The 23,215-nt window shown below is 60.3% G+C and carries 18 protein-coding genes and 2 riboswitches; of the genes, 10 read left to right on the forward strand and 8 right to left on the reverse strand.

Features of this window, described 5'->3' with window-relative positions:
• Positions 1 to 16: 16 nt before the first annotated feature.
• From AC07UI_RS15360 to cobW, 4 genes are all read right to left on the reverse strand, one after another.
• Complete coding sequence (locus AC07UI_RS15360; RefSeq protein ID WP_494993279.1) at positions 17 to 757, reverse strand: vWA domain-containing protein; 741 nt, start codon at positions 755 to 757, stop codon at positions 17 to 19.
• The gene (locus AC07UI_RS15365) at positions 682 to 1,689 is read right to left on the reverse strand and encodes a magnesium chelatase ATPase subunit I (protein ID WP_494993280.1); all 1,008 of its coding nucleotides are present in this window, start codon (positions 1,687 to 1,689) and stop codon (positions 682 to 684) included. The genes AC07UI_RS15360 and AC07UI_RS15365 overlap by 76 nt, the downstream gene beginning before the upstream one ends.
• A gap of 166 nt (positions 1,690 to 1,855) precedes the next feature.
• Positions 1,856 to 5,629 carry a cobaltochelatase subunit CobN gene (gene cobN, locus AC07UI_RS15370; RefSeq protein WP_494993281.1) on the reverse strand — a complete coding sequence of 1,258 codons (3,774 nt, stop codon included), beginning with the start codon at positions 5,627 to 5,629 and terminating at the stop codon, positions 1,856 to 1,858.
• Positions 5,630 to 5,632: 3 nt separating this feature from the next.
• A complete protein-coding gene (cobW, locus tag AC07UI_RS15375; protein WP_494993371.1) occupies positions 5,633 to 6,712 on the reverse strand; it encodes a cobalamin biosynthesis protein CobW in 1,080 nt (359 codons plus the stop codon).
• A gap of 94 nt (positions 6,713 to 6,806) precedes the next feature.
• Positions 6,807 to 7,020, reverse strand: a riboswitch (cobalamin riboswitch).
• Positions 7,021 to 7,208: 188 nt separating this feature from the next.
• A riboswitch (cobalamin riboswitch) is annotated at positions 7,209 to 7,437 on the forward strand.
• A gap of 100 nt (positions 7,438 to 7,537) precedes the next feature.
• Between cobW and AC07UI_RS15380 the strand changes: the two genes are divergently transcribed.
• From AC07UI_RS15380 to cobM, 4 genes are all read left to right on the forward strand, one after another.
• Positions 7,538 to 7,732, forward strand: a complete 195-nt coding sequence (locus AC07UI_RS15380) for a CbtB domain-containing protein (protein WP_494993282.1) — start codon at positions 7,538 to 7,540, stop codon at positions 7,730 to 7,732.
• 11 nt (positions 7,733 to 7,743) lie between these two features.
• Complete coding sequence (locus AC07UI_RS15385; RefSeq protein WP_494993283.1) at positions 7,744 to 8,445, forward strand: CbtA family protein; 702 nt, start codon at positions 7,744 to 7,746, stop codon at positions 8,443 to 8,445.
• On the forward strand, positions 8,442 to 8,855 hold the full coding sequence (locus AC07UI_RS15390; RefSeq protein ID WP_494993284.1) for a cobalamin biosynthesis protein: 414 nt from the start codon (positions 8,442 to 8,444) through the stop codon (positions 8,853 to 8,855). The genes AC07UI_RS15385 and AC07UI_RS15390 overlap by 4 nt, the downstream gene beginning before the upstream one ends.
• A gap of 81 nt (positions 8,856 to 8,936) precedes the next feature.
• Positions 8,937 to 9,683 (forward strand): precorrin-4 C(11)-methyltransferase, encoded by a 747-nt coding sequence (cobM, locus tag AC07UI_RS15395; protein WP_494993285.1) that lies wholly within the window; start codon positions 8,937 to 8,939, stop codon positions 9,681 to 9,683.
• A gap of 203 nt (positions 9,684 to 9,886) precedes the next feature.
• Here the strand turns inward: cobM and nfuA are convergent, their stop codons facing one another.
• Together nfuA and AC07UI_RS15405 are read right to left on the reverse strand one after the other, a co-directional pair.
• On the reverse strand, positions 9,887 to 10,471 hold the full coding sequence (gene nfuA / locus AC07UI_RS15400; protein WP_007946504.1) for a Fe-S biogenesis protein NfuA: 585 nt from the start codon (positions 10,469 to 10,471) through the stop codon (positions 9,887 to 9,889).
• A 100-nt stretch (positions 10,472 to 10,571) separates the two neighbouring features.
• Complete coding sequence (locus AC07UI_RS15405; RefSeq protein ID WP_494993286.1) at positions 10,572 to 12,863, reverse strand: fatty acid cis/trans isomerase; 2,292 nt, start codon at positions 12,861 to 12,863, stop codon at positions 10,572 to 10,574.
• Between the two features lie 154 nt (positions 12,864 to 13,017).
• On the opposite strand from AC07UI_RS15405, the gene metH reads away from it, so the two are divergent.
• Both metH and AC07UI_RS15415 read left to right on the forward strand, forming a co-directional pair.
• Positions 13,018 to 16,728, forward strand: coding sequence for a methionine synthase (metH, locus tag AC07UI_RS15410; protein WP_494993287.1), 3,711 nt, complete (start codon positions 13,018 to 13,020; stop codon positions 16,726 to 16,728).
• A gap of 90 nt (positions 16,729 to 16,818) precedes the next feature.
• Positions 16,819 to 17,037 (forward strand): DUF2970 domain-containing protein, encoded by a 219-nt coding sequence (locus tag AC07UI_RS15415; protein WP_494993288.1) that lies wholly within the window; start codon positions 16,819 to 16,821, stop codon positions 17,035 to 17,037.
• Between the two features lie 8 nt (positions 17,038 to 17,045).
• On the opposite strand, the gene AC07UI_RS15420 is transcribed toward AC07UI_RS15415, so the two are convergent.
• The gene (locus AC07UI_RS15420; RefSeq protein WP_494993372.1) at positions 17,046 to 18,131 is read right to left on the reverse strand and encodes an ABC transporter substrate-binding protein; all 1,086 of its coding nucleotides are present in this window, start codon (positions 18,129 to 18,131) and stop codon (positions 17,046 to 17,048) included.
• A 465-nt stretch (positions 18,132 to 18,596) separates the two neighbouring features.
• On the opposite strand from AC07UI_RS15420, the gene AC07UI_RS15425 reads away from it, so the two are divergent.
• Positions 18,597 to 20,255: a nitrite/sulfite reductase gene (locus AC07UI_RS15425; protein WP_494993289.1), complete on the forward strand. Its 1,659-nt coding sequence runs from the start codon at positions 18,597 to 18,599 to the stop codon at positions 20,253 to 20,255.
• Positions 20,239 to 20,733 (forward strand): DUF934 domain-containing protein, encoded by a 495-nt coding sequence (locus AC07UI_RS15430; protein WP_494993290.1) that lies wholly within the window; start codon positions 20,239 to 20,241, stop codon positions 20,731 to 20,733. The genes AC07UI_RS15425 and AC07UI_RS15430 overlap by 17 nt, the downstream gene beginning before the upstream one ends.
• Before the next feature lie 104 nt (positions 20,734 to 20,837).
• Here the strand turns inward: AC07UI_RS15430 and sohB are convergent, their stop codons facing one another.
• A complete protein-coding gene (gene sohB, locus AC07UI_RS15435; protein ID WP_494993291.1) occupies positions 20,838 to 21,860 on the reverse strand; it encodes a protease SohB in 1,023 nt (340 codons plus the stop codon).
• Positions 21,861 to 22,065: 205 nt separating this feature from the next.
• On the opposite strand from sohB, the gene AC07UI_RS15440 reads away from it, so the two are divergent.
• Both AC07UI_RS15440 and AC07UI_RS15445 read left to right on the forward strand, forming a co-directional pair.
• A complete protein-coding gene (locus AC07UI_RS15440) occupies positions 22,066 to 22,776 on the forward strand; it encodes a histidine phosphatase family protein (RefSeq protein WP_494993292.1) in 711 nt (236 codons plus the stop codon).
• A 51-nt stretch (positions 22,777 to 22,827) separates the two neighbouring features.
• Positions 22,828 to 23,142 carry an SCP2 sterol-binding domain-containing protein gene (locus tag AC07UI_RS15445; protein ID WP_494993293.1) on the forward strand — a complete coding sequence of 105 codons (315 nt, stop codon included), beginning with the start codon at positions 22,828 to 22,830 and terminating at the stop codon, positions 23,140 to 23,142.
• Positions 23,143 to 23,215: the final 73 nt, after the last annotated feature.

Here is a 23,215-nt window from a genome sequence, read left to right on the forward strand (position 1 = left end):
TCAGGGCATGGAGGTTTCAACCCGGCAGCAAATCATCAATATGCCGATAATCCGCCTGCAACTGCGTCGCCAGCTCCCTGGCCCGCCCAAGCCGAATCGGACCTCTCTCGATGTCCACCAACAATCCTGAACAATTGAGCAACGGCAGCGCCGGCCAGTTCTTCAAGCGGCCGTCAGTCAACAACAACAGCCGCTGCTGCTCCGCCGCAAAGCGCTTTTGCCGGAGTGCCAGCCACTCGCTCGCTTGCTCCAGAGCCGCCAGCAACGGCGTGCCACCACCCGCCCCCAACGCATCAAGCCAGCCTCGCAGACCGCTCGAAGCTTTCAGGCCTTGCACCTGCCATTTCGGCGAGTGGCCACTGGCAGTCAGCAACGCCAGGCGCGCCCGTTGCCGGTAAGCGTCATCGAACAGCTGCGCCAACAATCCTTTGGCGTCGCTCAGGGCCTGATGACGGCGAGTCGAGGCCGAGGCGTCGACGATCACCAGCCACAGCTCATGGGGCGAACGGCTGCGCAGACGGTAAAGCAAATCCTCACGCTGGTTCGGACGGCCATTGAGCAAGGTGCCTGGCCAATTGATTGAACCGTTGCGCGCCGCACGACTCTTGCCCTGCCTGCCATTGTCCAGCCGTCCCGCACGGGGCCTGGCATCCGCCCCCGCATCAGATCGAGGGCGAATGCCTAGGGCTTTTTTGGCCAGCTCGGGACTTCTCGTCGAGCGCCGACCGGCAACGCAGGTGCAGGCATTTCGCCCCATTGGCCCTGGCCTTCGGTCGGGTTGGGATTCTGTGCAGATTGAGACTGTGGCGCGCTGGCCTGGCTTGGCGCAGGCGGCGAATGCTCGCGGCGACGATGGCGCAAGGCAAACTCGGCCACCGCGTCGATATCTTCTTCGGTAATCGCCTGCACGCCTCGCCACGCGGCATGCGCGCGAGCCGCGCGCAGCCAGACCAGATCGGCACGCAGCCCATCGACACCGGCGGCAAAGCAGCGTTCGGTAATGTGTGCCAAGGCCTGATCATCGAGGGGAATGCTGGCCAAGGCCGAGCGCGCCTGCTGGCAGCGTTCGCGCAGCGCATGCTGCTGGCTTTCCCACTGCGCACAAAACGCCTGCGGGTCGCTGTCGAAGTCCAGCCGACGACGGATGATCTGGCCGCGCTCAGTCGGCGGCGTCTGCCCGCTCAAGGCGACGTTCAAGCCAAAACGGTCGAGCAACTGCGGGCGCAATTCGCCTTCTTCCGGGTTCATGGTGCCAATCAGCACGAACCGCGCCGAATGCCGATGGGAAATCCCGTCACGCTCAATCAGGTTGATGCCGCTGGCGGCCACGTCCAGCAGCAAGTCCACCAGATGGTCGGGCAACAGATTCACTTCATCGACATACAACACCCCGCCGTCGGCCTTGGCCAGCACGCCGGGAGAAAACTGCGCCCGGCCTTCGCCAAGGGCGGCGTCCAGATCCAGCGTACCCACCAGGCGCTCTTCAGTGGCACCCAACGGCAAGGTGACAAATTGCCCGCTGGCCAACAGGTCCGCCAGACCACGGGCCAGGGTCGACTTGGCCATGCCACGCGGGCCTTCGATCAGTACGCCGCCAATCTTCGGATCGATAGCCGTCAAGCACAGCGCCAGCTTCAAGGCATCAGCACCGACCACGGCGCAGAGTGGAAAATGTGGGGTGTCACTCATGTTCGGGTCTCGGTTGGGTCGGGTCATGTGTCGTCTGTGTGATCGTTCCCACGCTCTGCGTGGGAATGCCTCAACGGACGCTCCGCGTTCGGCGCTTGATGTGACGCAGAGCGTCACGGGCTGCATTCCCACGCAGAGCGTGGGAACAGTCGGTGCTCACTCCAGGTCAGGTGTCTTCTTCTATATCCAGCAGCAAGTTCTCCAGCGCCTCACGATACTCACCCGGGTCGCTCCACATTCCGCGCTGCTGGGCTTCGAGCATGCGTTCGGTCATGTCGCGCAGGGCATGCGGGTTGTGCTGCCGGACAAAATCACGGGTCGCGGGATCGAGCAAATAGGCATCGGCCAGCAAGGCGTACTGATGATCGTCGATCAACTGCGTGGTGGCGTCGAACGCGAACAGATTATCCACGGTCGCCGCCAGTTCGAAAGCCCCTTTATAGCCGTGACGCTTGACCCCTTCGATCCACTTCGGGTTCGCCGCCCGGGAACGGATCACCCGGTTCAGCTCTTCCTTCAAGGTGCGGATCTTCGGCAGATCGGGCTGGCTATGGTCGCCATGGTAGCTTGCGACCGGCTCACCGCCGAGGCTTTCCACGGCGGCGAGCATGCCGCCCTGAAATTGGTAATAGTCATTGGAATCGAGCAAGTCATGCTCGCGGTTGTCCTGGTTTTGCAGCACTGCCTGAACCTGACTCAAACGCTGAGCGAATTGCTCGCGCGCCGCGGTGCCTTCATCGGAACCGCCATAGGCGTAGCCGCCCCAATTCAGATAGACCTCAGCCAGGTCTTCGCGGCTTTGCCACAAGCGACCGTCGATGGCGCCCTGTACGCCCGCGCCATAGGCGCCGGGTTTGGCGCCGAATATTCGCCAGCCGGCCTGACGCGTTGCGGCGTCCTCATCCAGCCCGGACTGCAACAGCGCCTCACGCTCACTGCGGACCTTGGCCGCCAGCGGATTCATGTCATCCGGCTCCTCCAGCGCGGCAACGGCCTGCACCGCCGCATCGAACAAACGGATCAGGTTGGCGAAGGCGTCGCGGAAGAATCCGGAAACCCGCAAGGTGACATCAACCCGCGGCCGGTCCAGCAGGCTCAGAGGCAGGATTTCGAAATCGTCGACCCGCTGACTGCCAGTGGCCCACACCGGACGCACACCCATCAACGCCATGGCTTGGGCGATATCGTCACCGCCGGTACGCATGGTCGCCGTGCCCCAGACCGAAAGCCCAAGCTGACGCAGGTGGTCGCCGTGATCCTGCAAATGCCGCTCAAGAATCAGGTTCGCCGACTGAAAGCCGATACGCCAGGCAGTGGTGGTCGGCAGGTTACGCACGTCCACCGAGAAAAAGTTACGCCCCGTGGGCAATACATCCAGCCGCCCGCGGCTCGGCGCACCGCTGGGGCCCGCCGGAACGAAACGCCCGCTCAGGGCATCCAGCAGACCGCGCATTTCTGCCGGGCCACAGGCGTCCAGACGCGGCGCAACGACTTCGCGCAGGCTTTCGATAATTGCCTTCACCTCGGCCCAGCCCGGTTCGTTCAACGTGTCGACATCAGCGCTTAACACCCGCTCGATCAACTGCGCGGCAAACAGCTCGAGGCGCTCACGGCTATCGCCGGTGGTGCGCCAAAGCTCATTGCTCAGCGTTTGCAGTTCAACCGGTCGCGGTCCGGTCCAGGGATCAGCCAACACACAGTCCAGCGGATCGAAACCCAGTTCGAAGGCCTTGGCCAAGGCTCGCAGCAAACTCGACTGCGCACCGCGTCCATCGCCACGGGGAATACGCAGTAACGCCAACAGGGTATCGATGCGCAAGCGGCCGGTTGGCGACTCGCCGAACACATGCAAGCCATCGCGGATCTGCGACTCCTTCAAGTCGCACAAATAGGTGTCCAGACGCGGCAGCCAGATCGCCGCGTCAGCGTCGCTGTCGAGCTTTTCGTCCAGTTGCAGTTCGCGGTCGATCCGGGTTTCGCGCACCAGTTTCAGAATGTCGCGCTGCAACTCCCGGGCTCGGCGCGGATCAAGCAACTGCGCTTCGTAATACTCGTCGGCCAGCAACTCGAGATCGCGCAGCGGGCCGTAGGTTTCAGCGCGGGTCAACGGCGGCATCAGGTGATCGATGATTACCGCCTGGGTGCGACGCTTGGCCTGGGCGCCCTCACCCGGGTCATTGACGATAAACGGATAGATGTTCGGCAATGGCCCCAGCAGCGCATCCGGCCAGCAGTTTTCCGAAAGACCGACGCCCTTGCCCGGCAACCACTCGAGGTTGCCGTGCTTGCCGACGTGGATTACCCCATGGGTGCCGTAGGTTTGTCGCAACCAGAAATAGAACGCCAGATAGCCATGAGGCGGCACCAGGTCCGGGTCGTGATAGACCGCGCTCGGGTCGACCTGATAGCCCCGCGCCGGTTGAATGCCAACGAAAGTCAGGCCAATACGCAAACCTGCAATCATCATCCGCCCGCCGCGAAACATCGGATCGCTTTCAGGCGCGCCCCAGCGCTCAAGCACCGCGTTGCGATTGGCTTCGGGCAAGGCGTTGAACATCGAAAAATAGTCGTCCAGTGCCAGGCTTTGCTGGCATGGCCGCTGGTCGATGCTCTCCAGATCATTGCTGACCCCGCCAAGCAATTGCTGAATCAGCGCTGTGCCACTTTCAGGCAGTTGCGCCGGCAGCGGATAGCCCTCAGCGTGCAGCGCCCGCAGGATATTCAGCGCAGCGGCCGGGGTGTCGAGGCCCACGCCGTTGCCGATCCGACCATCGCGGGTCGGGTAGTTGGCGAGAATCAGCGCGATACGCTTTTCGCCGTTCGGTACCCGCGCCAGATCAATCCAGCGCCGCGCCAGTTCTGCGACAAAATCCATACGCGCAGGCGCAGGTCGGTAGCAGACCACATCGGACTGACTGCGCTCGCTGCGCCAGGCCAGGTCCTTGAAGCTGATGGGCCGACTGATGATGCGCCCGTCCAGCTCCGGCAAAGCGATATGCATGGCCAGGTCTCGCGGCCCGAGGCCCTGCTCGCTGGCGCGCCAGCCGGGCTCGTTGTCCTGGGCGCAGATCGCCTGGATCACCGGGATATTACGCCGGAAAGGCCGCAGATGCGGTGCTTCAGGACTGGACTGGGCAAAACCGGTGGTGTTCAGAATCACCCCAGCCTCGACCTCGTCCAGCCAATCCTCGACCATCGCCAGGCAGCCAGGCTCTTTCAAACTGGCCAGCGCAATCGGCAACGGGTTAAGCCCCGCCGCCTGCAAGCGCTGGCAGAAAACATCGATAAAAGCGGTGTTCGCCGCCTGCAGGTGCGAGCGATAGAACAACACCGCCGCCACGGGTTGATCAGCGTGCCAGTCGGCTTGCCAATCGCTGAGCGTGGCGCTGCTTTTGCGCGGATGGTAAATCGCCGTACGCGGCAGGATTTGTGGTTCGGCCCATGGGTAATCGCGATCCAGCCAGCGACTGGCCAGGCAGCGATACAGGTCCAGCGCGTTGCCCAAACCACCTTGACGCAGGAAGTGCCAAAGCCGATCGCGGTCTTCGGCGACCACCGTGCTCAGGTCGCTCAGTTCCGGGTCGGGACGATCGTCGCCGGGCACCAGAACCAGTTGCACGCCCTTTTCGGCCAGCTGCACCAGACGCTCGATGCCGTAACGCCAATAGCCGATCCCGCCGTGCAGCGAGATCAGAATGACTTTGGCGTGACGCAAGACTTCGTCGACATACAGATCGACCGAGGCGTGGTTTTGTACCTGCATCGGATTGGCCAGACGCAGGCTCGGATAGTCGTCTGGTAATTGCTGCGCGGCTTCGGCGAGCAGCGCCAGGCTGGAATCGCCGCTGCACAGGATCACCAGCTCGGCGGGGGTTTGTCCAAGGTCGGCAATGTTGTCATCCGACACGAAACCGCCGGGCTGGGTCCTGAGCAGGTGCATGGCTCAGGCGCCGAGTGCGGCGCGCAATTGCGCTTCGATCAGAGCGGCATCCAGTTCCTGGCCAATCAGCACCAGGCGTGTTGCACGCGGCTCATCGGCGCGCCAGGCACGGTCGAAATGTCTGTCGAAGCGCGTGCCCACGCCCTGGATCAGCAAGCGCATCGGCTTGTTCGCAACCGCCGCGAAGCCTTTGACCCGCAGAATGCCGTGCTGAACCACCAGCTGGGTCAGGGCATCCAGCAGCAGGCTTTCGTCGGCCTGGGGCAGTTCGATGGAAATGGAATCGAAGGCGTCGTGGTCATGGTCATCATGCCCTTCACTATCGGCATCACCGTCGTGGTGATGGTCGTGGTGGCTGTGACGGCTGTCGATATGCTCTTCGGAACCGGCGCCCAGACCAATCAAAACCTCCAGAGGCAAGCGACCGCTGCTGGCTTCGATGATTTTTACTGCTGGCGGCAGTTCTTCGGCGACTTCCAGGCGCACTTTGGCCAGGTTTTCAGGGCTGATCAGGTCGGCTTTGTTGAGGATCACCAGGTCGGCGCTGGCCAGCTGGTCGGCGAACAGTTCGTGCAGCGGTGATTCGTGGTCCAGGTTCGGGTCAAGCTTGCGCTGGGCGTCGACTTGATCCGGGAACGCAGCGAAGGTGCCGGCGGCCACGGCCGGGCTGTCGACCACCGTGATCACTGCATCGACAGTGCAGGCACTGCGGATTTCCGGCCACTGGAAGGCTTGCACCAGCGGTTTGGGCAGCGCCAGGCCAGAGGTTTCGATGAGGATGTGATCCAGGTCGGTGCGACGGGCAACCAGCTCGCGCATCACCGGGAAGAACTCTTCCTGGACGGTGCAGCACAGGCAACCGTTGGCCAGTTCATAGACCCGGCCGCTGGCCTCTTCTTCAGTGCAACCGATGGAACATTGCTTGAGAATTTCGCCGTCGATGCCCAGCTCGCCAAATTCGTTGACGATCACCGCGATGCGGCGGCCCTGGGCGTTATCAAGCATATGCCGCAGCAAGGTGGTTTTGCCCGAGCCGAGGAAGCCGGTGACGATGGTGACGGGAAGTTTGGCCAGTGTTTTCATCGGATGCCCTTTGGCAAGGTGGCGGGCATACGGGACGACAACCACACCGATGGGCGCGGAAGATTTCGCCACCGGATCACCCCGCCCGGTTGTAGTGAGAATCTGGTACGAGGCAGGTCTCCTGGCTGACGGCCTGCCGGTCTTTCGACTGGCGATTTCTGCGCCTTCCCGCTCGCTCTATGGATAGAGGGTGCAGTGGCATGGCAGAAACGGAACCGTTCACAGTTGCGGGGGCAGCCGCGGCATTGACCGCGTTCCCTTCTTAGCTTCGGCGAGAGTGCCGAAGAACCTCGAAAGCGCAAGGCTACGCATCGCTTGGGGGCGGGTCAATGTCCGGCGAAATACATCGTTGCCTGATCTGGCGCCTTCGCGGGCAAGCCTCGCTCCTACAAGAGCGCCGCTACACCTGTAGGAGCGAGGCTTGCCCGCGATGAAAGCACCACAGTTACCAGGTGAGAAACCTTGCCAATTGACTCTCATCCCCCGCCCATGCTCTCCTACGCAACTTGTTACGGGTGCCCTTCACAGGGTGAAACGGGAAACCGGTGAGTCATGTGCTTTACTCAAAGCCTTGATCAGTCCGGTGCTGCCCCCGCAACGGTAAGCGAGCGAAGAGTCAGATCCACTGTGCCAGCAGTCCGGCATGGGAAGGTGACTTTTGCAGGTGAAGGCGCTGGCCCAAACCCCTCGTGAGCCCGGAGACCGGCCCGCAATACTGAAATAACAAACCCGCGGTGGGCGGGCGCTGTTTGAACCGCTGCGAGCCTGTCTCGCAGGGGTTTTCATGCGCTCGATTCACCCGCTGACACATCAGAGGGAAGCGCCATGTCGATCATCAGCAGCACCCGCCACGCAGGCACCGCCAGCACCACGTCCACCCTGAGCCAACGTCTGATTGCCGCCATCGGCGCATCGATTCTGGGCGCGTGCCTGGTGTATTTCGCCGGTTTCTCGCATATCGAAGCGGTGCACAACGCCGCCCACGACACCCGTCACAGCTCCGCTTTTCCGTGCCATTGAGACCTGCTGACATGATCAAGCGTATTGCGCAAACCGCAGGTTTCACAGGGCTGCTCGCGGCCTTGTTGCTGACCTTGCTGCAAAGCTTCTGGGTCGCGCCGCTGATTCTCCAGGCGGAAACCTATGAAAAGGCCCCGGCCGCCGAAGTTCACGAACACGCTGAAGGCGCCATGGCCGGTCATACCCACGATGCCGAAGCCTGGGAGCCGGAGGACGGCTGGCAGCGCGTGCTCTCGACCACCGGTGGCAATCTGGTGGTGGCCGTCGGTTTCGCCCTGATGCTTGCGGGTCTCTATACCCTGCGCGCTCCGGGTCGCACGTCCGAAGGTTTGCTCTGGGGCCTGGCCGGTTACGCGACCTTCTGCCTGGCACCGACCATGGGCCTGCCGCCGGAGCTGCCCGGCACTGCCGCCGCTGACCTGCTGCAACGGCAGACCTGGTGGGCCGGGACCGCGGCGTCCACCGCTGTCGGCATTGCGCTGATCGTGTTTGGCAAACACTGGCTATTGAAGATTCTCGGCGTGGCAATTCTGGCGGTACCGCACATCATTGGCGCGCCGCAACCGCAGGTGCATTCCAGCCTGGCGCCGGAAGCGCTCGAAGCACAATTCAAAATCGCTTCGCAATTGACCAACGCCGCGTTCTGGCTGGCCCTGGGCCTGATCAGCGCCTGGTTGTTCCGTCGCAAAAGCGAAGGCCAATACCGCGCATGACTGACATCAGCACAGCGCCGACCCTGGTGGTCGGCCTGGGCTGCCAGCGTGGCTGCCCCGCCGCCACGCTACAGGCGTTGCTCGATCAGGCGTTGCAGGCTCACCACATCGATCTGCAAGCGATCCAGGCCCTGGCCAGTATCGACCTGAAACGAGAGGAGCCTGGCCTGCTTGAGCTGGCTGCGCAATTGGCATTGCCGCTGACATTCTTCAGCAGTGCACAGCTCGCTGCCTATGAGCCACAATTGAGTCATCGCTCAGAGATCGCCTTTGAACGCACCGGTTGCTATGGCGTGGCCGAAAGCGCTGCGCTGGCACTGGCCGAGCATCTGACGCAAAGCCCGGCCAAACTGCTGATCTCGCGACAGAAATACGCCCAGGCCACCTTTGCATTGGCATCTGCGCCGTAAAATCCCCGATAATCCCCGCCCTTGATCATGAGCAATCTTCATCTGAAGCATTGCCGACACGACTTTGCACAGGAAACAGCCATGACCGTCTACTTTATCGGCGCAGGTCCCGGCGACCCGGAACTGATCACCGTCAAAGGCCAGCGGCTGATCCGCAGTTGCCCGGTCATCATCTATGCCGGCTCGCTGGTGCCCGCTGCCGTGCTGGAAGGCCACCAGGCCGAACAGGTGATCAACAGCGCAGAATTGCACCTGGAGCAGATCATTGAATTGATCAAGACCGCCCATGGCAAAGGTCAGGACGTGGCCCGGGTGCATTCCGGCGATCCGAGCCTGTACGGCGCAATTGGCGAGCAGATTCGCTATTTGCGCGAGTTGAATATTCCCTTTGAAATCATCCCTGGCGTAACGGCAACCGCAGCCTGCGCGGCCCTGCTGGGCGCGGAGCTGACGCTACCGGACGTGTCCCAGAGCGTGATTCTGACCCGCTATGCCGACAAAACGGCGATGCCGGCCGGGGAAGAACTCGGCAGCCTGGCACAGCATGGAGCGACCATGGCGATTCATCTGGGGGTCAATCATCTGGAGAAAATCATCGCCGAACTGGTCCCGCACTATGGCCTGGACTGCCCGATTGCAGTGATTCATCGCGCCACCTGGCCGGATCAGGATTGGGTGGTGGGCACATTGGCTGATATTACTGAAAAGGTTCAGGCAAAGGGATTTCGTCGTACCGCGCTCATCCTGGTGGGTCGGGTGCTGGCCAGCGACAATTTCAGTGAATCGTCGCTGTATCGTGCCGGGCATGCGCATTTGTACAGACCCTGAACATGATCGTCCCCACGCTCGCGCGTGGGAACACCTCAACGGACGCTCTGCGTCAGCTCCTGGGACGCGGAGCGTCCCGGGCTGCATTCCCACGCGGAGCATGGGAACGATCAATACGAGGGCTATGTAATGACCACCTCAAATCCCAGGCATAAAAAAACGGCGCTCACGGGGCGCCGTTTTTTCTGTTTGCAGCGAACACCTTAGTAGTAGGCGTTTTCTTTCTGCGTATGGTCGGTGACGTCGCGTACACCTTTAAGCTCCGGAATACGCTCAAGCAGTGTGCGCTCGATGCCTTCCTTCAAGGTGACATCAGCCTGGCCGCAGCCCTGGCAACCACCGCCGAATTTCAGCACGGCGATACCGTCTTCAACCACATCGATCAGGCTGACCTGACCGCCGTGGCTGGCCAGCCCCGGGTTGATTTCGGTTTGCAGGTAATAGTTGATGCGCTCGTTCACCGGGCTGTCAGCGTTGACCATCGGAACTTTGGCGTTTGGCGCCTTGATGGTCAGTTGGCCGCCCATACGATCGGTGGCGTAATCAACCACGGCATCGTCCAGGAAGGCTTCGCTGAAGGAATCGATATAAGCGGTGAAGCTTTTGAGCCCCAGCGCGGTATCTTCCGGTTTTTCTTCGCCCGGCTTGCAATAGGCAATACAGGTTTCGGCGTATTGGGTGCCAGGCTGGGTAATAAAGACTCGGATGCCGATTCCCGGGGTGTTCTGCTTGGAAAGCAGATCAGCCAGATAATCGTGGGCAGCATCGGTAATGGTAATAGCGGTCATGGAAACTCCTCGCAGGCTTGGACGCAGTTTACGCCAATCATCGCGCCGGACAAAGTCCTAGTATTTTTGTCGGGAAAGAACTGGCCATCCTCACCATCGATTACAGGTTCTCGTAGCGGTTCATGTCCAGCACGCCCGCTTCCACCGGCTCGGTTGCGCGAATGTACTCGGTCAGGTCATGGAAGTACTGCCAGAACTGTGGATGGCTGCGACGAATCCCCCAGCGATCAACGATTTTCTCGAAGTGATCAGCATCCTTGGCGCTCTCCATTCGCGCAACAAACTCGGGAACCTGCTCGGCCGGGATGTTGAAGATGAAGTTCGGATAGCTGCTGAGTACGCCTGGATAAATCGTCAACGTATCCAATCCGGGTTGATAACGCAGCGCCTCGCCGAGCAGGAACGCCACGTTACTGTGGGCGCGGTTGCGCAGCAGGCTGTAGACCTCACGCTTGCCGCTTTTGGTCTCGATGCGCAGCATCGTGGCCTCTGGCAACTGATCGATGACCCGAAGCCCCGCAGCCGGGCGCGAGACCAGGCGACTCAAGGCCTGTTCGGCGTCTTGCAGGGCCGGATCGATATTCGGCCGTGAGCAATACGCGCCGTCACAGCGATTGATCGGGTCAGGCCTGGCGTTCAAGTCACCGTAGCGCGCCAGCAGTTGGTTGGCGAAATCGCGCTTCGGGTCCTTTTCATCCAGCTTCAGTGCGGTGCGTTTGTCGTTGTCGATGCTTTCATAGTCCAGCCACATCTTGAACTTGCCGCTGCTCTGGTACCAATCGTCGAGATAATCGTTCCGGGAATCGGCCGGCATCAGGCGCAGGAAGTTCTGCTCGGCGCCGTTGCGGATCAGGTCGAAATACAGACGGGTCTGGGCCTGGTGGGAAACGTTTCCGAATACATCGAAATTGACCGCCAACTGATAATACGTGCGTTCCAGCAACGGATAGTCGAACAGCCACATCGTTTGCGGTACGTCACCGATCAAGCCTTTGTTCACCGAGGCGCTGTCGAAGTGGCGGAAAATGCTTAGCAAGGCGTTGTCGTTGCCGGCCCACAGAGTCGACCAGCTTGGTGCTGGCGCATCGGCGTAGGTGTCCCGGCGCAAGGCTTCATATTCGTTGCGCTTGTCGCGATAGTTGTGCCACAGGGTCAAGACACTGCCGACATCATCATTTTGTCCCGGCATCGCCAGCAACGGCGTTGCCTTAGTGCGGTAGTTGCGGTTGGTGATGTACAGGTCATGTTCCGGCGCCTGGAACAACGCCCAGAAGTTGTCGCGAATCACGTCAGTAGCAATCTGCCCTCGGCAGACCGGACCACGGATAAAGGTCCGCACAAAGTATTCGGCATTATCGAGCATGAACTGATAACGCGCTTGCGCCGGAATCGCCTCGAACGTTTCGAACGGATTGGCCCGCCGCTCCGGCCCGTAACCGGGCAACGCATTGACGTACCAGTTACCGCTGTAGAACAGGGTTTTGACCCGCGCCATTTTTGCCGGGCCCAGGCCAAAAGTGATGTGGGTCTTGTGCACGATCACACCCTGCACCGGCCACAAGCGGTAATAGATCTGAGTACCGGGGTCGTCATTTGGACGACGGGTGGCGATCAGGTCGATCGGCTTCCCCGGCGGCGTACGCGAACGCACCCATTGGAAGAAATGCCCCGGCTCACCGCCCTTGAAATAGATGTGTGCCAGGAACAAATGCTCAAACAGCCATCGAGCGACCAGGCTTTCCCGAGCGCCCGGGGCATTGAGCAGGCTTTCCCACTGAACAATCTGCAACGCCTCCTGGGCACTGGGCGCCAGGCCTTGATCATCGATCGGTGCCCCTGACGCCAACCAGCGTTGCAGGGTCTGGTACTGCTGATCGGTCAGGCCCGTCACCGCCAGCGGCATGCCCTCTTTGGGATGTGCACCGGCATAGCTGTCAAACTCGCCCGGCATTGGGCACATGTTCTCGCGCTCGAGGCCCAAAACGATCTCCTCGGGCAACTTCGCGTTGGGCCGAAGTGGCGTTTTGTGGCCCAGTTCAAGCATTCGCGCCATCAGCGCCGCCTGGCTGCCCTGAGCATCGAGCACTGAATAGAAATCCTCACGCTGCCAGGCCGCCTTGCCAAAGGCGTCGTAGAACAGCCGCGTCGGCCTTGAGGCTTGACTGCGCTGGCCGTTATAGACCGGCATTTTCGTAGCGCCCCGTGCCGCGCCCTCCCCACTGCCCAGATTGAGCTGACAGGCGGAGTCATAGCAGGCATGGCAGGCCACGCACTTATCGGTAAAGATCGGTTGAATATCACGGGTATAGGAAATCGCTGGCGCCGGACCTTGCGCTGTGGCGGCGAGACTTAACAGCAGCAAAATACTGCCGATGACAACGCGATAAGACATGTCCCTGGTTCCGGCGATAGAAAAACGTCGCGATTCTACCGGTCTAACCCGGCCACCAACATGAGCGATATTCATGCAAAAGCCTGTCATGCTCTAAAAGCACACAGGTTTGCTATCATCGCCCTTCTTTGTATTGGCCTTTCCAGGTAGTCCTATGTCCGATCGCAGCGCTCGCCTTCAAGCTCTCCATCAAGCCCTCAAAGAGCGCATCCTGATTCTCGATGGCGGCATGGGCACGATGATCCAGAGCTACAAGCTCGAGGAACAGGACTACCGTGGCAAACGCTTCGCTGACTGGCCGAGCGACGTCAAAGGCAACAACGACCTGTTGATTCTTAGCCGCCCGGACGTGATCGGGGCGATCGAGAAGGCGTATCTGGATGCTGGCGCCGACATTCTCGAAACCAACACCTTTAACGCCACCCAAGTGTCCCAGGCCGATTACGGCATGGAAGCACTGGTCTACGAGCTAAACGTAGAAGGTGCGCGCCTGGCGCGCAAGGTGGCCGACGCCAAGACCCTGGAAACCCCGGACAAGCCGCGCTTCGTCGCTGGCGTGCTCGGCCCGACCAGCCGCACCTGCTCGCTGTCACCGGATGTGAACAATCCGGGCTACCGCAACGTGACCTTCGATGAGCTGGTGGAAAACTACACCGAAGCCACCAAAGGCCTGATCGAAGGCGGTGCCGACCTGATCCTGATCGAAACCATCTTCGATACCTTGAACGCCAAGGCAGCGATCTTCGCCGTGCAAGGTGTGTATGAAGAATTGGGCGTCGAACTGCCGATCATGATTTCCGGCACCATCACCGACGCCTCCGGCCGTACCCTGTCCGGTCAGACTACCGAAGCCTTCTGGAACTCCATCAGCCACGCCAAGCCGATCTCTGTCGGTCTGAACTGCGCCCTTGGCGCCCGTGAACTGCGGCCGTACCTGGAAGAACTGTCGGACAAGGCCAACACCTACGTTTCAGCGCACCCGAACGCCGGCCTGCCGAACGAATTCGGTGAATACGACGAACTGCCGGCAGACACTGCCAAAGTCATCGAAGAGTTCGCCCAAAGTGGCTTCCTGAACATCGTCGGCGGCTGCTGCGGCACTACCCCCGCGCACATCGAGGCGATCGCCAAAGCGGTGGCCAGCTACGCACCGCGGCCGATTCCGGAGATCGCGAAGGCCTGCCGCCTGTCGGGCCTGGAGCCGTTCACCATCAATCGCGAGTCGTTGTTCGTCAACGTCGGCGAGCGGACCAACATCACCGGTTCCGCGCGTTTCGCCCGCCTGATCCGTGAAGACAACTACACCGAAGCGCTGGAAGTCGCCCTGCAGCAGGTCGAGGCCGGCGCGCAGGTGATCGATATCAACATGGACGAGGGCATGCTCGATTCGAAGAAGGCCATGGTGACCTTCCTCAATCTGATCGCCGGTGAGCCGGACATCTCCCGCGTGCCGATCATGATCGACTCCTCCAAGTGGGAAGTCATCGAAGCTGGCCTCAAGTGCATCCAGGGCAAAGGCATCGTCAACTCCATCAGCATGAAGGAAGGTGTCGAACAGTTCATTCATCACGCCAAACTGTGCAAGCGCTACGGCGCTGCAGTGGTGGTGATGGCTTTCGACGAAGCCGGTCAGGCCGACACCGAAGCGCGCAAAAAGGAAATCTGCAAACGCTCCTATGACATCCTGGTCAACGAGGTGGGCTTCCCGCCGGAAGACATCATCTTCGACCCGAACATCTTCGCCATCGCCACCGGCATCGAAGAGCACAACAACTACGCCGTCGACTTCATCAACGCCTGCGCCTATATCCGTGACCACCTGCCCTACGCGCTGACGAGCGGTGGCGTGTCCAACGTGTCGTTCTCGTTCCGTGGCAACAACCCGGTGCGTGAAGCGATCCACTCGGTGTTCCTGCTGTATGCGATCCGCAACGGCCTGAGCATGGGCATCGTCAACGCCGGCCAATTGGAGATCTACGACCAGATCCCGGCCGAGCTGCGCGACGCCGTCGAGGACGTGGTGCTCAACCGCACGCCGGAAGGCACCGACGCCTTGCTGGCCATCGCCGACAAGTACAAGGGCGACGGCAGCGTCAAGGAAGCCGAAACGGGCGAGTGGCGCAGCTGGGACGTCAACAAGCGTCTGGAGCATGCGCTGGTCAAAGGCATTACTACGCACATTGTCGAAGACACCGAAGAATCCCGGCTGTCGTTCGCCCGCCCGATCGAAGTGATCGAGGGCCCGCTGATGTCCGGCATGAACATCGTCGGTGATCTGTTCGGCTCCGGTAAAATGTTCCTGCCACAGGTGGTGAAATCCGCCCGTGTCATGAAGCAGGCCGTGGCCCACTTGATCCCGTTCATCGAGCTGGAAAAAGGCGACAAACCGGAAGCCAAGGGCAAGATCCTCATGGCCACGGTCAAGGGTGACGTGCACGACATCGGTAAGAACATCGTCGGTGTGGTGTTGGGCTGTAACGGCTACGACATCGTCGACCTCGGCGTGATGGTGCCGGCAGAGAAAATCCTCCAGGTGGCCAAAGAACAGAAGTGCGACATCATCGGTCTCTCCGGCCTGATCACCCCGTCGCTGGACGAAATGGTCCACGTCGCCCGCGAAATGCAGCGCCAGGATTTCTATCTGCCGCTGATGATCGGCGGTGCGACCACCTCCAAAGCCCACACCGCGGTGAAGATCGAGCCCAAGTACAGCAACGACGCGGTGGTCTACGTCACCGACGCCTCACGCGCCGTGGGCGTGGCGACCCAGTTGCTGTCCAAAGAATTGAAACCCGGCTTCGTCGAAAAGACCCGCCTGGAATACATCGAAGTCCGCGAGCGCACTGCCAACCGCAGCGCCCGTACCGAACGCTTGAGCTACCCGGTGGCGATCGCCAAGAAACCGCAGTTCGACTGGAGCAGCTACCAGCCGGTCAAGCCGACCTTCACCGGCGCCAAGGTCCTGGACAACATCGACCTCAAGGTGCTGGCCGAGTACATCGACTGGACGCCGTTCTTCATCTCCTGGGATCTGGCCGGCAAGTACCCGCGCATCCTCACCGATGAAGTCGTGGGCGAGGCGGCCACCTCGTTATTTGCCGATGCTCAGGAAATGCTCGCCAAGCTGATCGACGAAAAACTCATCAGCGCCCGCGCGGTGTTCGGCTTCTGGCCGGCCAATCAGGTGCAGGACGATGACCTGGAAGTCTACGGCGACGACGGCCAACCATTGGCCAAGCTGCATCATCTGCGCCAGCAGACCATCAAGACCGACGGTAAGCCGAACTTCTCGCTGGCCGACTTCGTCGCACCGAAAGACAGCGGCATCACCGACTATGTCGGCGGTTTTATCACCACCGCCGGGATCGGTGCCGAAGAAGTGGCCAAGGCCTATCAGGACGCCGGCGACGACTACAACTCGATCATGGTCAAGGCCCTGGCCGACCGTCTGGCCGAAGCCTGTGCCGAGTGGCTGCACCAGCAGGTGCGCAAAGACTACTGGGGTTATGCCAAGGACGAACAGCTCGACAACGAAGCGCTGATCAAAGAGCAATACACCGGCATCCGCCCTGCCCCCGGCTACCCGGCGTGCCCGGATCACACCGAGAAAGGCACCTTGTTCAAGCTGCTGGATCCTGCTGCGAGCGAACTCAAAGCCGGCCGCAGCGGCGTGTTCCTCACCGAACACTACGCGATGTTCCCGGCCGCCGCCGTCAGCGGCTGGTACTTCGCCCACCCGCAAGCGCAGTACTTTGCCGTGGGCAAGATCGACAAGGACCAGGTGCAAAGCTACAGCGCGCGCAAGGGTCAGGACTTGAGTGTGAGTGAGCGCTGGTTGGCGCCTAACCTGGGTTACGACAACTGACCACACCCTGTGGCGAGGGAGCAAGCTCTCTCGCCACACCATCCCTGGACGTCTATGCTCTCTTCACGCAACCCGTGTCGAGGGATTTTTATGGACGATCCAGCCAAGAACAAGCCACCGACCTTCTGGCAGATGCTGCAAAGTGTGATGGCCGCTGCGTTCGGCGTGCAAAGCGGGAAGAATCGCGCCCGGGATTTCACTCACGGCAAACCCAGTCACTTCGTGATACTGGGTATCCTGTTCACGGCGGTCTTCGCGCTGACGCTGTTCGGTATCGTGAAACTGGTCTTGCATTTGGCGGGTGTTTGAAGCGCTGGTCAGCGCATCAATAGTTGCAGGCTGAACGGATAGCGGTATGAGGACGGCTTGCCTTGTGCCGAGAGTGCGCGAAAGTCGACTTTGTAATCCCCGGTTTGCTTGAGTCCCAATAAACGCTGCGCCTGCTGCCGGTCGATCAGCTGCAGCAAAGGTACTTGTCGGGTCCGACCACCGTGGCGGGCGATATCGATCCCCTGGGCGTGGTCATGCAACAGCACCATGGCCCAGCCGCCGAGGGTGAAATGCCCGGCGACCAGTGCACTCAGACGACCATCGACACGCGCCTGCAACACCTCTGGCGAACTGTTGACCGCGCTGAACAACACATCTTTCCCAGGCAGGCCTCCCACCTCCTCCAACGCCTTCATCGCCCCCATGGCCATTTGGTCGTTCGCCGACCATATCAATGCAGTCTGCGGATAGCGCTTGAGCAGTTGCCTGGCCTGTTCATAGGCTCGCTCACGACTCCACTCGCCATACACCAACTGACGCAATCGCACTTCAGGATGCTCAGCCAGGGCCCGCCGCAGGCCCTGCTCACGCAACTGTGCAGCCGGGGTGATTTTTATCCCGGAGAACGCCAACAGATCGATGGTCTGGCCTGACGCCACGGGGCCGTGCTGACGGATCAACTCCTTGAGCATCAGGTAACCGGCGTCATCATCATTGGTCACCATGCTGCCAATCCAGTCGGGATACTTGCTGCCGTGCTCACCCAACAGCTTAAGCTGGTCGGGCGTCAGGCCACTATTGACGATAAACAGCTTCACGCCGCTACTCTGGGACAGGCGCAGGATTTCCGGAGCGACATATTGCTCGTTGACGAACACCAGATAATCCGGACGATTGGGCCCTTGAAGGGCTTCACGAGCCTGCTTGAGATTGGTCTCGGGTACTCGCTCGGCATAGAGAATTTGCAGGTCCATGCCAAGATCCTTGGCCGCAGCCTGCATGAATTGCGAATAGCTGACCCAGAACGTTTCCGTGCTGATTCCCGGATTCAGGAACAACACTGACTCCGCCTGCGCAGCAGGCCCGAAAACCGTGCCAAGCGCCAGCAACACACCACAGAGGAACTTCAACATGGTCATCCGAGCCCCGGGAATTAGCCGCGCATTATAGCTGGCAAAATGCTGGCAAACTGCGCTTCATTGCCGTTTTTGTCCGACAATCGTCGGTTCAGGGCCCGGACAGGTCGCTTATTGATGGCTGACCCAGAACACTGCGGTCGATACCACCAGGATGATCAGAAAAAAAATCGCCCACGCGTCGACACTGCTGTCGCTTTTCCTTGCTTTGGTTGGGTTGCTCATTGCATCGCCTCTTGTCGGTTTTATCGGTGATTGCATAAAGACTCGAGCACAGTTAAGTCCAGTATTGCCCGCACCACAAATGGGGGTAAGACAATACTCAATCTCATTAGTCGTTTTGGTTCTTTGCATATACTCAAACATCACTTTTGCGCATAACTGCAAACTGGTATCGTGCCTCGGCTCCGTTGGGAGTGCGCGGCCGTGCGCGCAGATTTGCAGCCTGAGAACAGGACACCTATGTACGTATATGACGAGTACGATCAGCGGATCATCGAGGACCGCGTCAAGCAGTTCCGTGATCAGACCCGACGCTATCTGGCAGGCGAGCTGAGCGAAGAAGAATTCCGCCCCCTGCGCCTGCAAAATGGTCTTTATATCCAACGCTTTGCCCCGATGCTGCGGGTTGCCGTGCCCTATGGCCAACTGACTTCGCGCCAGGCGCGAATGATGGCCAGGATCGCTCGCGACTATGACAAGGGCTATGCCCACATCAGCACCCGGCAGAACGTGCAGTTCAACTGGCCGGCGCTGGAAGACATCCCGGATATCCTGGCTGAATTGGCAACCGTGCAGATGCACGCCATTCAAACCAGCGGTAACTGCCTGCGCAACGTCACCACCGACCAGTTCGCCGGTGTCGCTGCCGATGAATTGATCGATCCGCGCCCATGGTGCGAGATCGTTCGCCAGTGGACGACGTTCCACCCTGAATTCGCCTACCTGCCGCGCAAGTTCAAGATTGCCATCAACGGTTCGACCTCGGACCGCGCGGCCATTGAAGTCCATGATATCGGCCTTGAGCCGGTGCACAACGCCGCTGGCGAGCTGGGCTTCCGGGTGCTGGTGGGTGGCGGTCTGGGCCGGACGCCGGTGGTCGGCGCCTTCATCAATGAGTTCCTGCCGTGGCAAGACCTGTTGAGCTACCTCGACGCCATTTTGCGTGTTTACAACCGCTACGGCCGTCGTGACAACAAGTACAAGGCCCGGATCAAGATTCTGGTCAAGGCACTGACACCTGAAGTGTTCGCCGAAAAAGTCGACGCGGAAATGACCCACCTTCGCGGCGGCCAAACCACGTTGACCGACGCCGAAGTGCATCGTGTCGCCAAGCACTTCGTCGACCCGGACTACAAAGTCCTGGTCGACCAGACCGAAGAGCTGGCCGAACTCGACAAACAGCATCCAGGTTTCGCCCGCTGGCGTACCCGCAACACCCTGGCGCACAAAAAGCCGGGTTATGTTGCCGTGACCCTGTCGCTGAAACCGACCGGCGTTGCCCCTGGCGATGTGACGGACAAGCAGCTGGACGCGATTGCAGATCTGGCCGACCGCTACAGCTTCGGTCAACTGCGCACCTCCCACGAGCAGAACATCATTCTCGCCGACGTCGAACAGAGCCAGTTGTTTGCCATGTGGGGCGAGTTGCGCGAGCACGGTTTCGCCACGCCGAACATCGGCCTGTTGACCGACATCATCTGCTGCCCGGGCGGTGACTTCTGCTCCCTGGCCAACGCCAAGTCGATCCCTATCGCCGAATCGATCCAGCGTCGTTTCGACGATCTGGACTACCTGTTCGATATTGGTGAGCTGGACCTGAACATTTCCGGCTGCATGAACGCCTGCGGTCACCACCACGTCGGCCATATCGGCATTCTCGGGGTGGACAAGAAAGGCGAAGAGTTCTACCAGGTCTCCCTCGGTGGCAGCGCCAGCCGCGATGCCAGCCTGGGCAAGATCCTCGGCCCATCCTTCGCCCAGGATGCAATGCCTGACGTGATCGAGAAGTTGATCGACGTGTACGTCGAACAACGTACTCCAGACGAGCGCTTCATCGACACTTACCAACGTATCGGCATTGACCTCTTCAAGGAGCGCGTCTATGCAACGAATAATTAAGAACAACGAGGTCGTCGACGAAACCTGGCACTTGCTGCCCAAGGACGCGACCCTCGACGGCATTTCCAACTGCGACGACCTGATCGTCCCGCTGGCGCTGTGGCGTGACCACGCTCACGCCCTCAAGGCCCGTGACGGCGGTCTGGGTGTCTGGCTGGACGCGGATGAAGAAGCCGAGGAAATCGGCGACGACATCGCAGACTTCCAGGTGATTGCCCTGAACTTTCCGGCCTTCACCGACGGCCGCAACTACTCCAACGCTCGCCTGCTGCGTGATCGTTTTGGCTACAAGGGTGAACTGCGGGCCATCGGCGACGTGCTGCGTGACCAGCTGTTCTACCTGCACCGTTGCGGCTTCGATGCCTACGCCTTGCGCGCAGACAAAGACCCGTACGAAGCCCTGGAAAGCCTCAAGGACTTCTCGGTGACCTATCAGGCCGCCACCGACGAACCGCTGCCGCTGTTCCGTCGACGCTAAACGACAGGCAAAAACAAAAAGCCCTGAAACCGGACATCCAGGTTTCAGGGCTTTTTTGTGTCTGCCAGATTAGTCCAATCCTACAGGGGAAGCAGCAAAACGACTTACCAGAACCGCTGCTGCGTCAAACGACTCCACCAGCTCAACAACACACGATCGATCGAACCGCTCGCCGCCAGCCCCACGCGCTCTTGCAGGCTTTTGCGCTCGGCGTAGTGCAGGTGGTACAGCTCGGCGCCCTTGGCGCGTTCGGAGAGGTATTCGTCGCTGGTCTTCAGTTCGTCAACCAGTTGTTTGTCCAGTGCTGCAACACCCAGCCAGACTTCGCCAGTCGCCACTTCGTCGATGGCCAGTTGCGGGCGGTAGCGCGAGACGAAGTTCTTGAACAGTTGATGGGTGATGTCCAGTTCTTCCTGGAATTTCTCCCGGCCCTTCTCGGTGTTTTCGCCAAACACAGTCAGGGTGCGCTTGTACTCACCGGCGGTCAGTACCTCAAAGTCGATATCGTGCTTTTTCAGCAGGCGATTGACGTTGGGCAACTGGGCCACCACACCGATCGAACCGAGGATGGCGAACGGCGCGCTGATGATCTTCTCGCCGATGCAGGCCATCATGTAGCCGCCGCTGGCTGCGACCTTGTCGATGCAGATGGTCAGCGGCACGCCAGCCTGACGGATTCGCGCCAGTTGCGAAGAAGCCAGACCGTAGCTGTGGACCATGCCGCCACCACTCTCAAGGCGCAGCACCACTTCATCCTTGGGCGTGGCGAGGGCCAACAGCGCGGTGATTTCGTGGCGCAAGCTTTCAGTGGCGGAGGCTCTGATATCGCCGTCGAAATCCAGCACGAATACCCGTGGCTTGGCCTCCGGTTGTTTCTTCTGCTTTTTCTCGAGCTTGCCTTGGGATTTGCGCAAGGCCTTGAGTTGATCCTTGCTCAGCAAGGCCTGCTCGAGGCGCTCACGCAGCTCTTTATAAAAATCGTTGAGTTTGTTGACATGCAACTGGCCCCCAGCCTTGCGCCGGCCTTTGCTGCGCAGGGCCGCGAAACTGGCCAGGACCACCAGAATAGCGATGACCAAGGTGACGGTTTTAGCCAAAAAACTTGCGTACTCGGCAAGAAACTCCACAGGGACTCCTTAATACTGTGCGCCGCTGAACAATCGGGCGCGGGATACCTCAAGCATACCCATGCGCCCGCCTTACGGCCAGCCGTGAAACCTGCTGTAACGGGCCTCCAACGGACATTTCAAACAAGCGTATGTTTTTTCATTGACAGCCCACCGGCATCCTCATAACCTCGCAAAACTTACAACGCACCGGGACGACGCGGACGTGGGCAGCATCTACTTGATTCGACATGGCCAGGCCTCATTCGGTGCAGACGACTATGACGTGCTGTCACCGACCGGTATACGCCAGGCGCAAGTGCTCGGCAGCCACCTGGCTGAACTTGGCCTGAACTTCGATCGCTGTCTGTCGGGCGACTTGCGCCGGCAACAGCACACCGCCAGCTCGGCGCTTGAACAGTTCAGGGCCGTCGGCATGCCGGTTCCGCCCCTTGAAATCGACTCGGCCTTCAACGAGTTCGATGCCGACGCCATCATCCGCGCCCTGCTTCCAGGCCTGCTGCCGGATGAACCCGAAGCGCTGGATATCCTGCGCAATGCCACGCAAAACCGTGCAGAGTTCCAGCGGATCTTCGCCTTGATCATCGAACGCTGGCTCAGCGGCGCCTATGACACTCCGGGGCTGGAAAGCTGGCTGGGTTTTGTCGGGCGTGTCCAGGCAGGTTTGCAGCGCATCCTCGAACAAGCGGACAACACTCAGAAGATCGCCGTGTTTACTTCCGGCGGTACTATCACCGCCCTGCTCCACCTGATTACCCGAATGCCTGCCGCGCAGGCCTTTGAACTGAATTGGCAAATCGTCAACACCTCGCTCAACCTGATCAAGTTTCGTGATCGCGAGGTGACCCTGGCTTCCTTCAACAGTCATGCACATTTGCAACTGCTGAAGGCCCCGGAACTCATCACCTTCCGCTGAGTACCGGCTAACTGTGACCCTTGTTGTAATCACCCATAAAAGGATCGAACCATGACCTCCGTAGCTGACGCCGTACAAGCAATGAAAGCCAAGTTCAACCCAGCCGCCGCTGCGGGCCTGGACCTGGTATTCGGTTTTCGCATCGATGACACCAAAAACTTCTCGCTGGTCGTAAAAGACAGCACCTGCGAGCTGAAAGAAGGCGAAAACCCTGACGCCCAGGTTACTCTGGTGATGGACGGCGAAACCCTGGAAGGCATCGTCGACGGTTCGACCGACGGCATGCAGGCCTTCATGGGCGGCAAACTGCGCGCCGAAGGCGACATGATGCTGGCGATGAAGCTGAGCGAACTGTTCCCGTCCTGAGCACACGGCTCCCGGCCATCGGGAGCACATCCGGCTGCAAACGAATCCCGCCTTTATGGCGGGATTCGTGTAT

It is taken from the genome of Pseudomonas sp. GW821-FHT04C07, assembly GCF_059420325.1.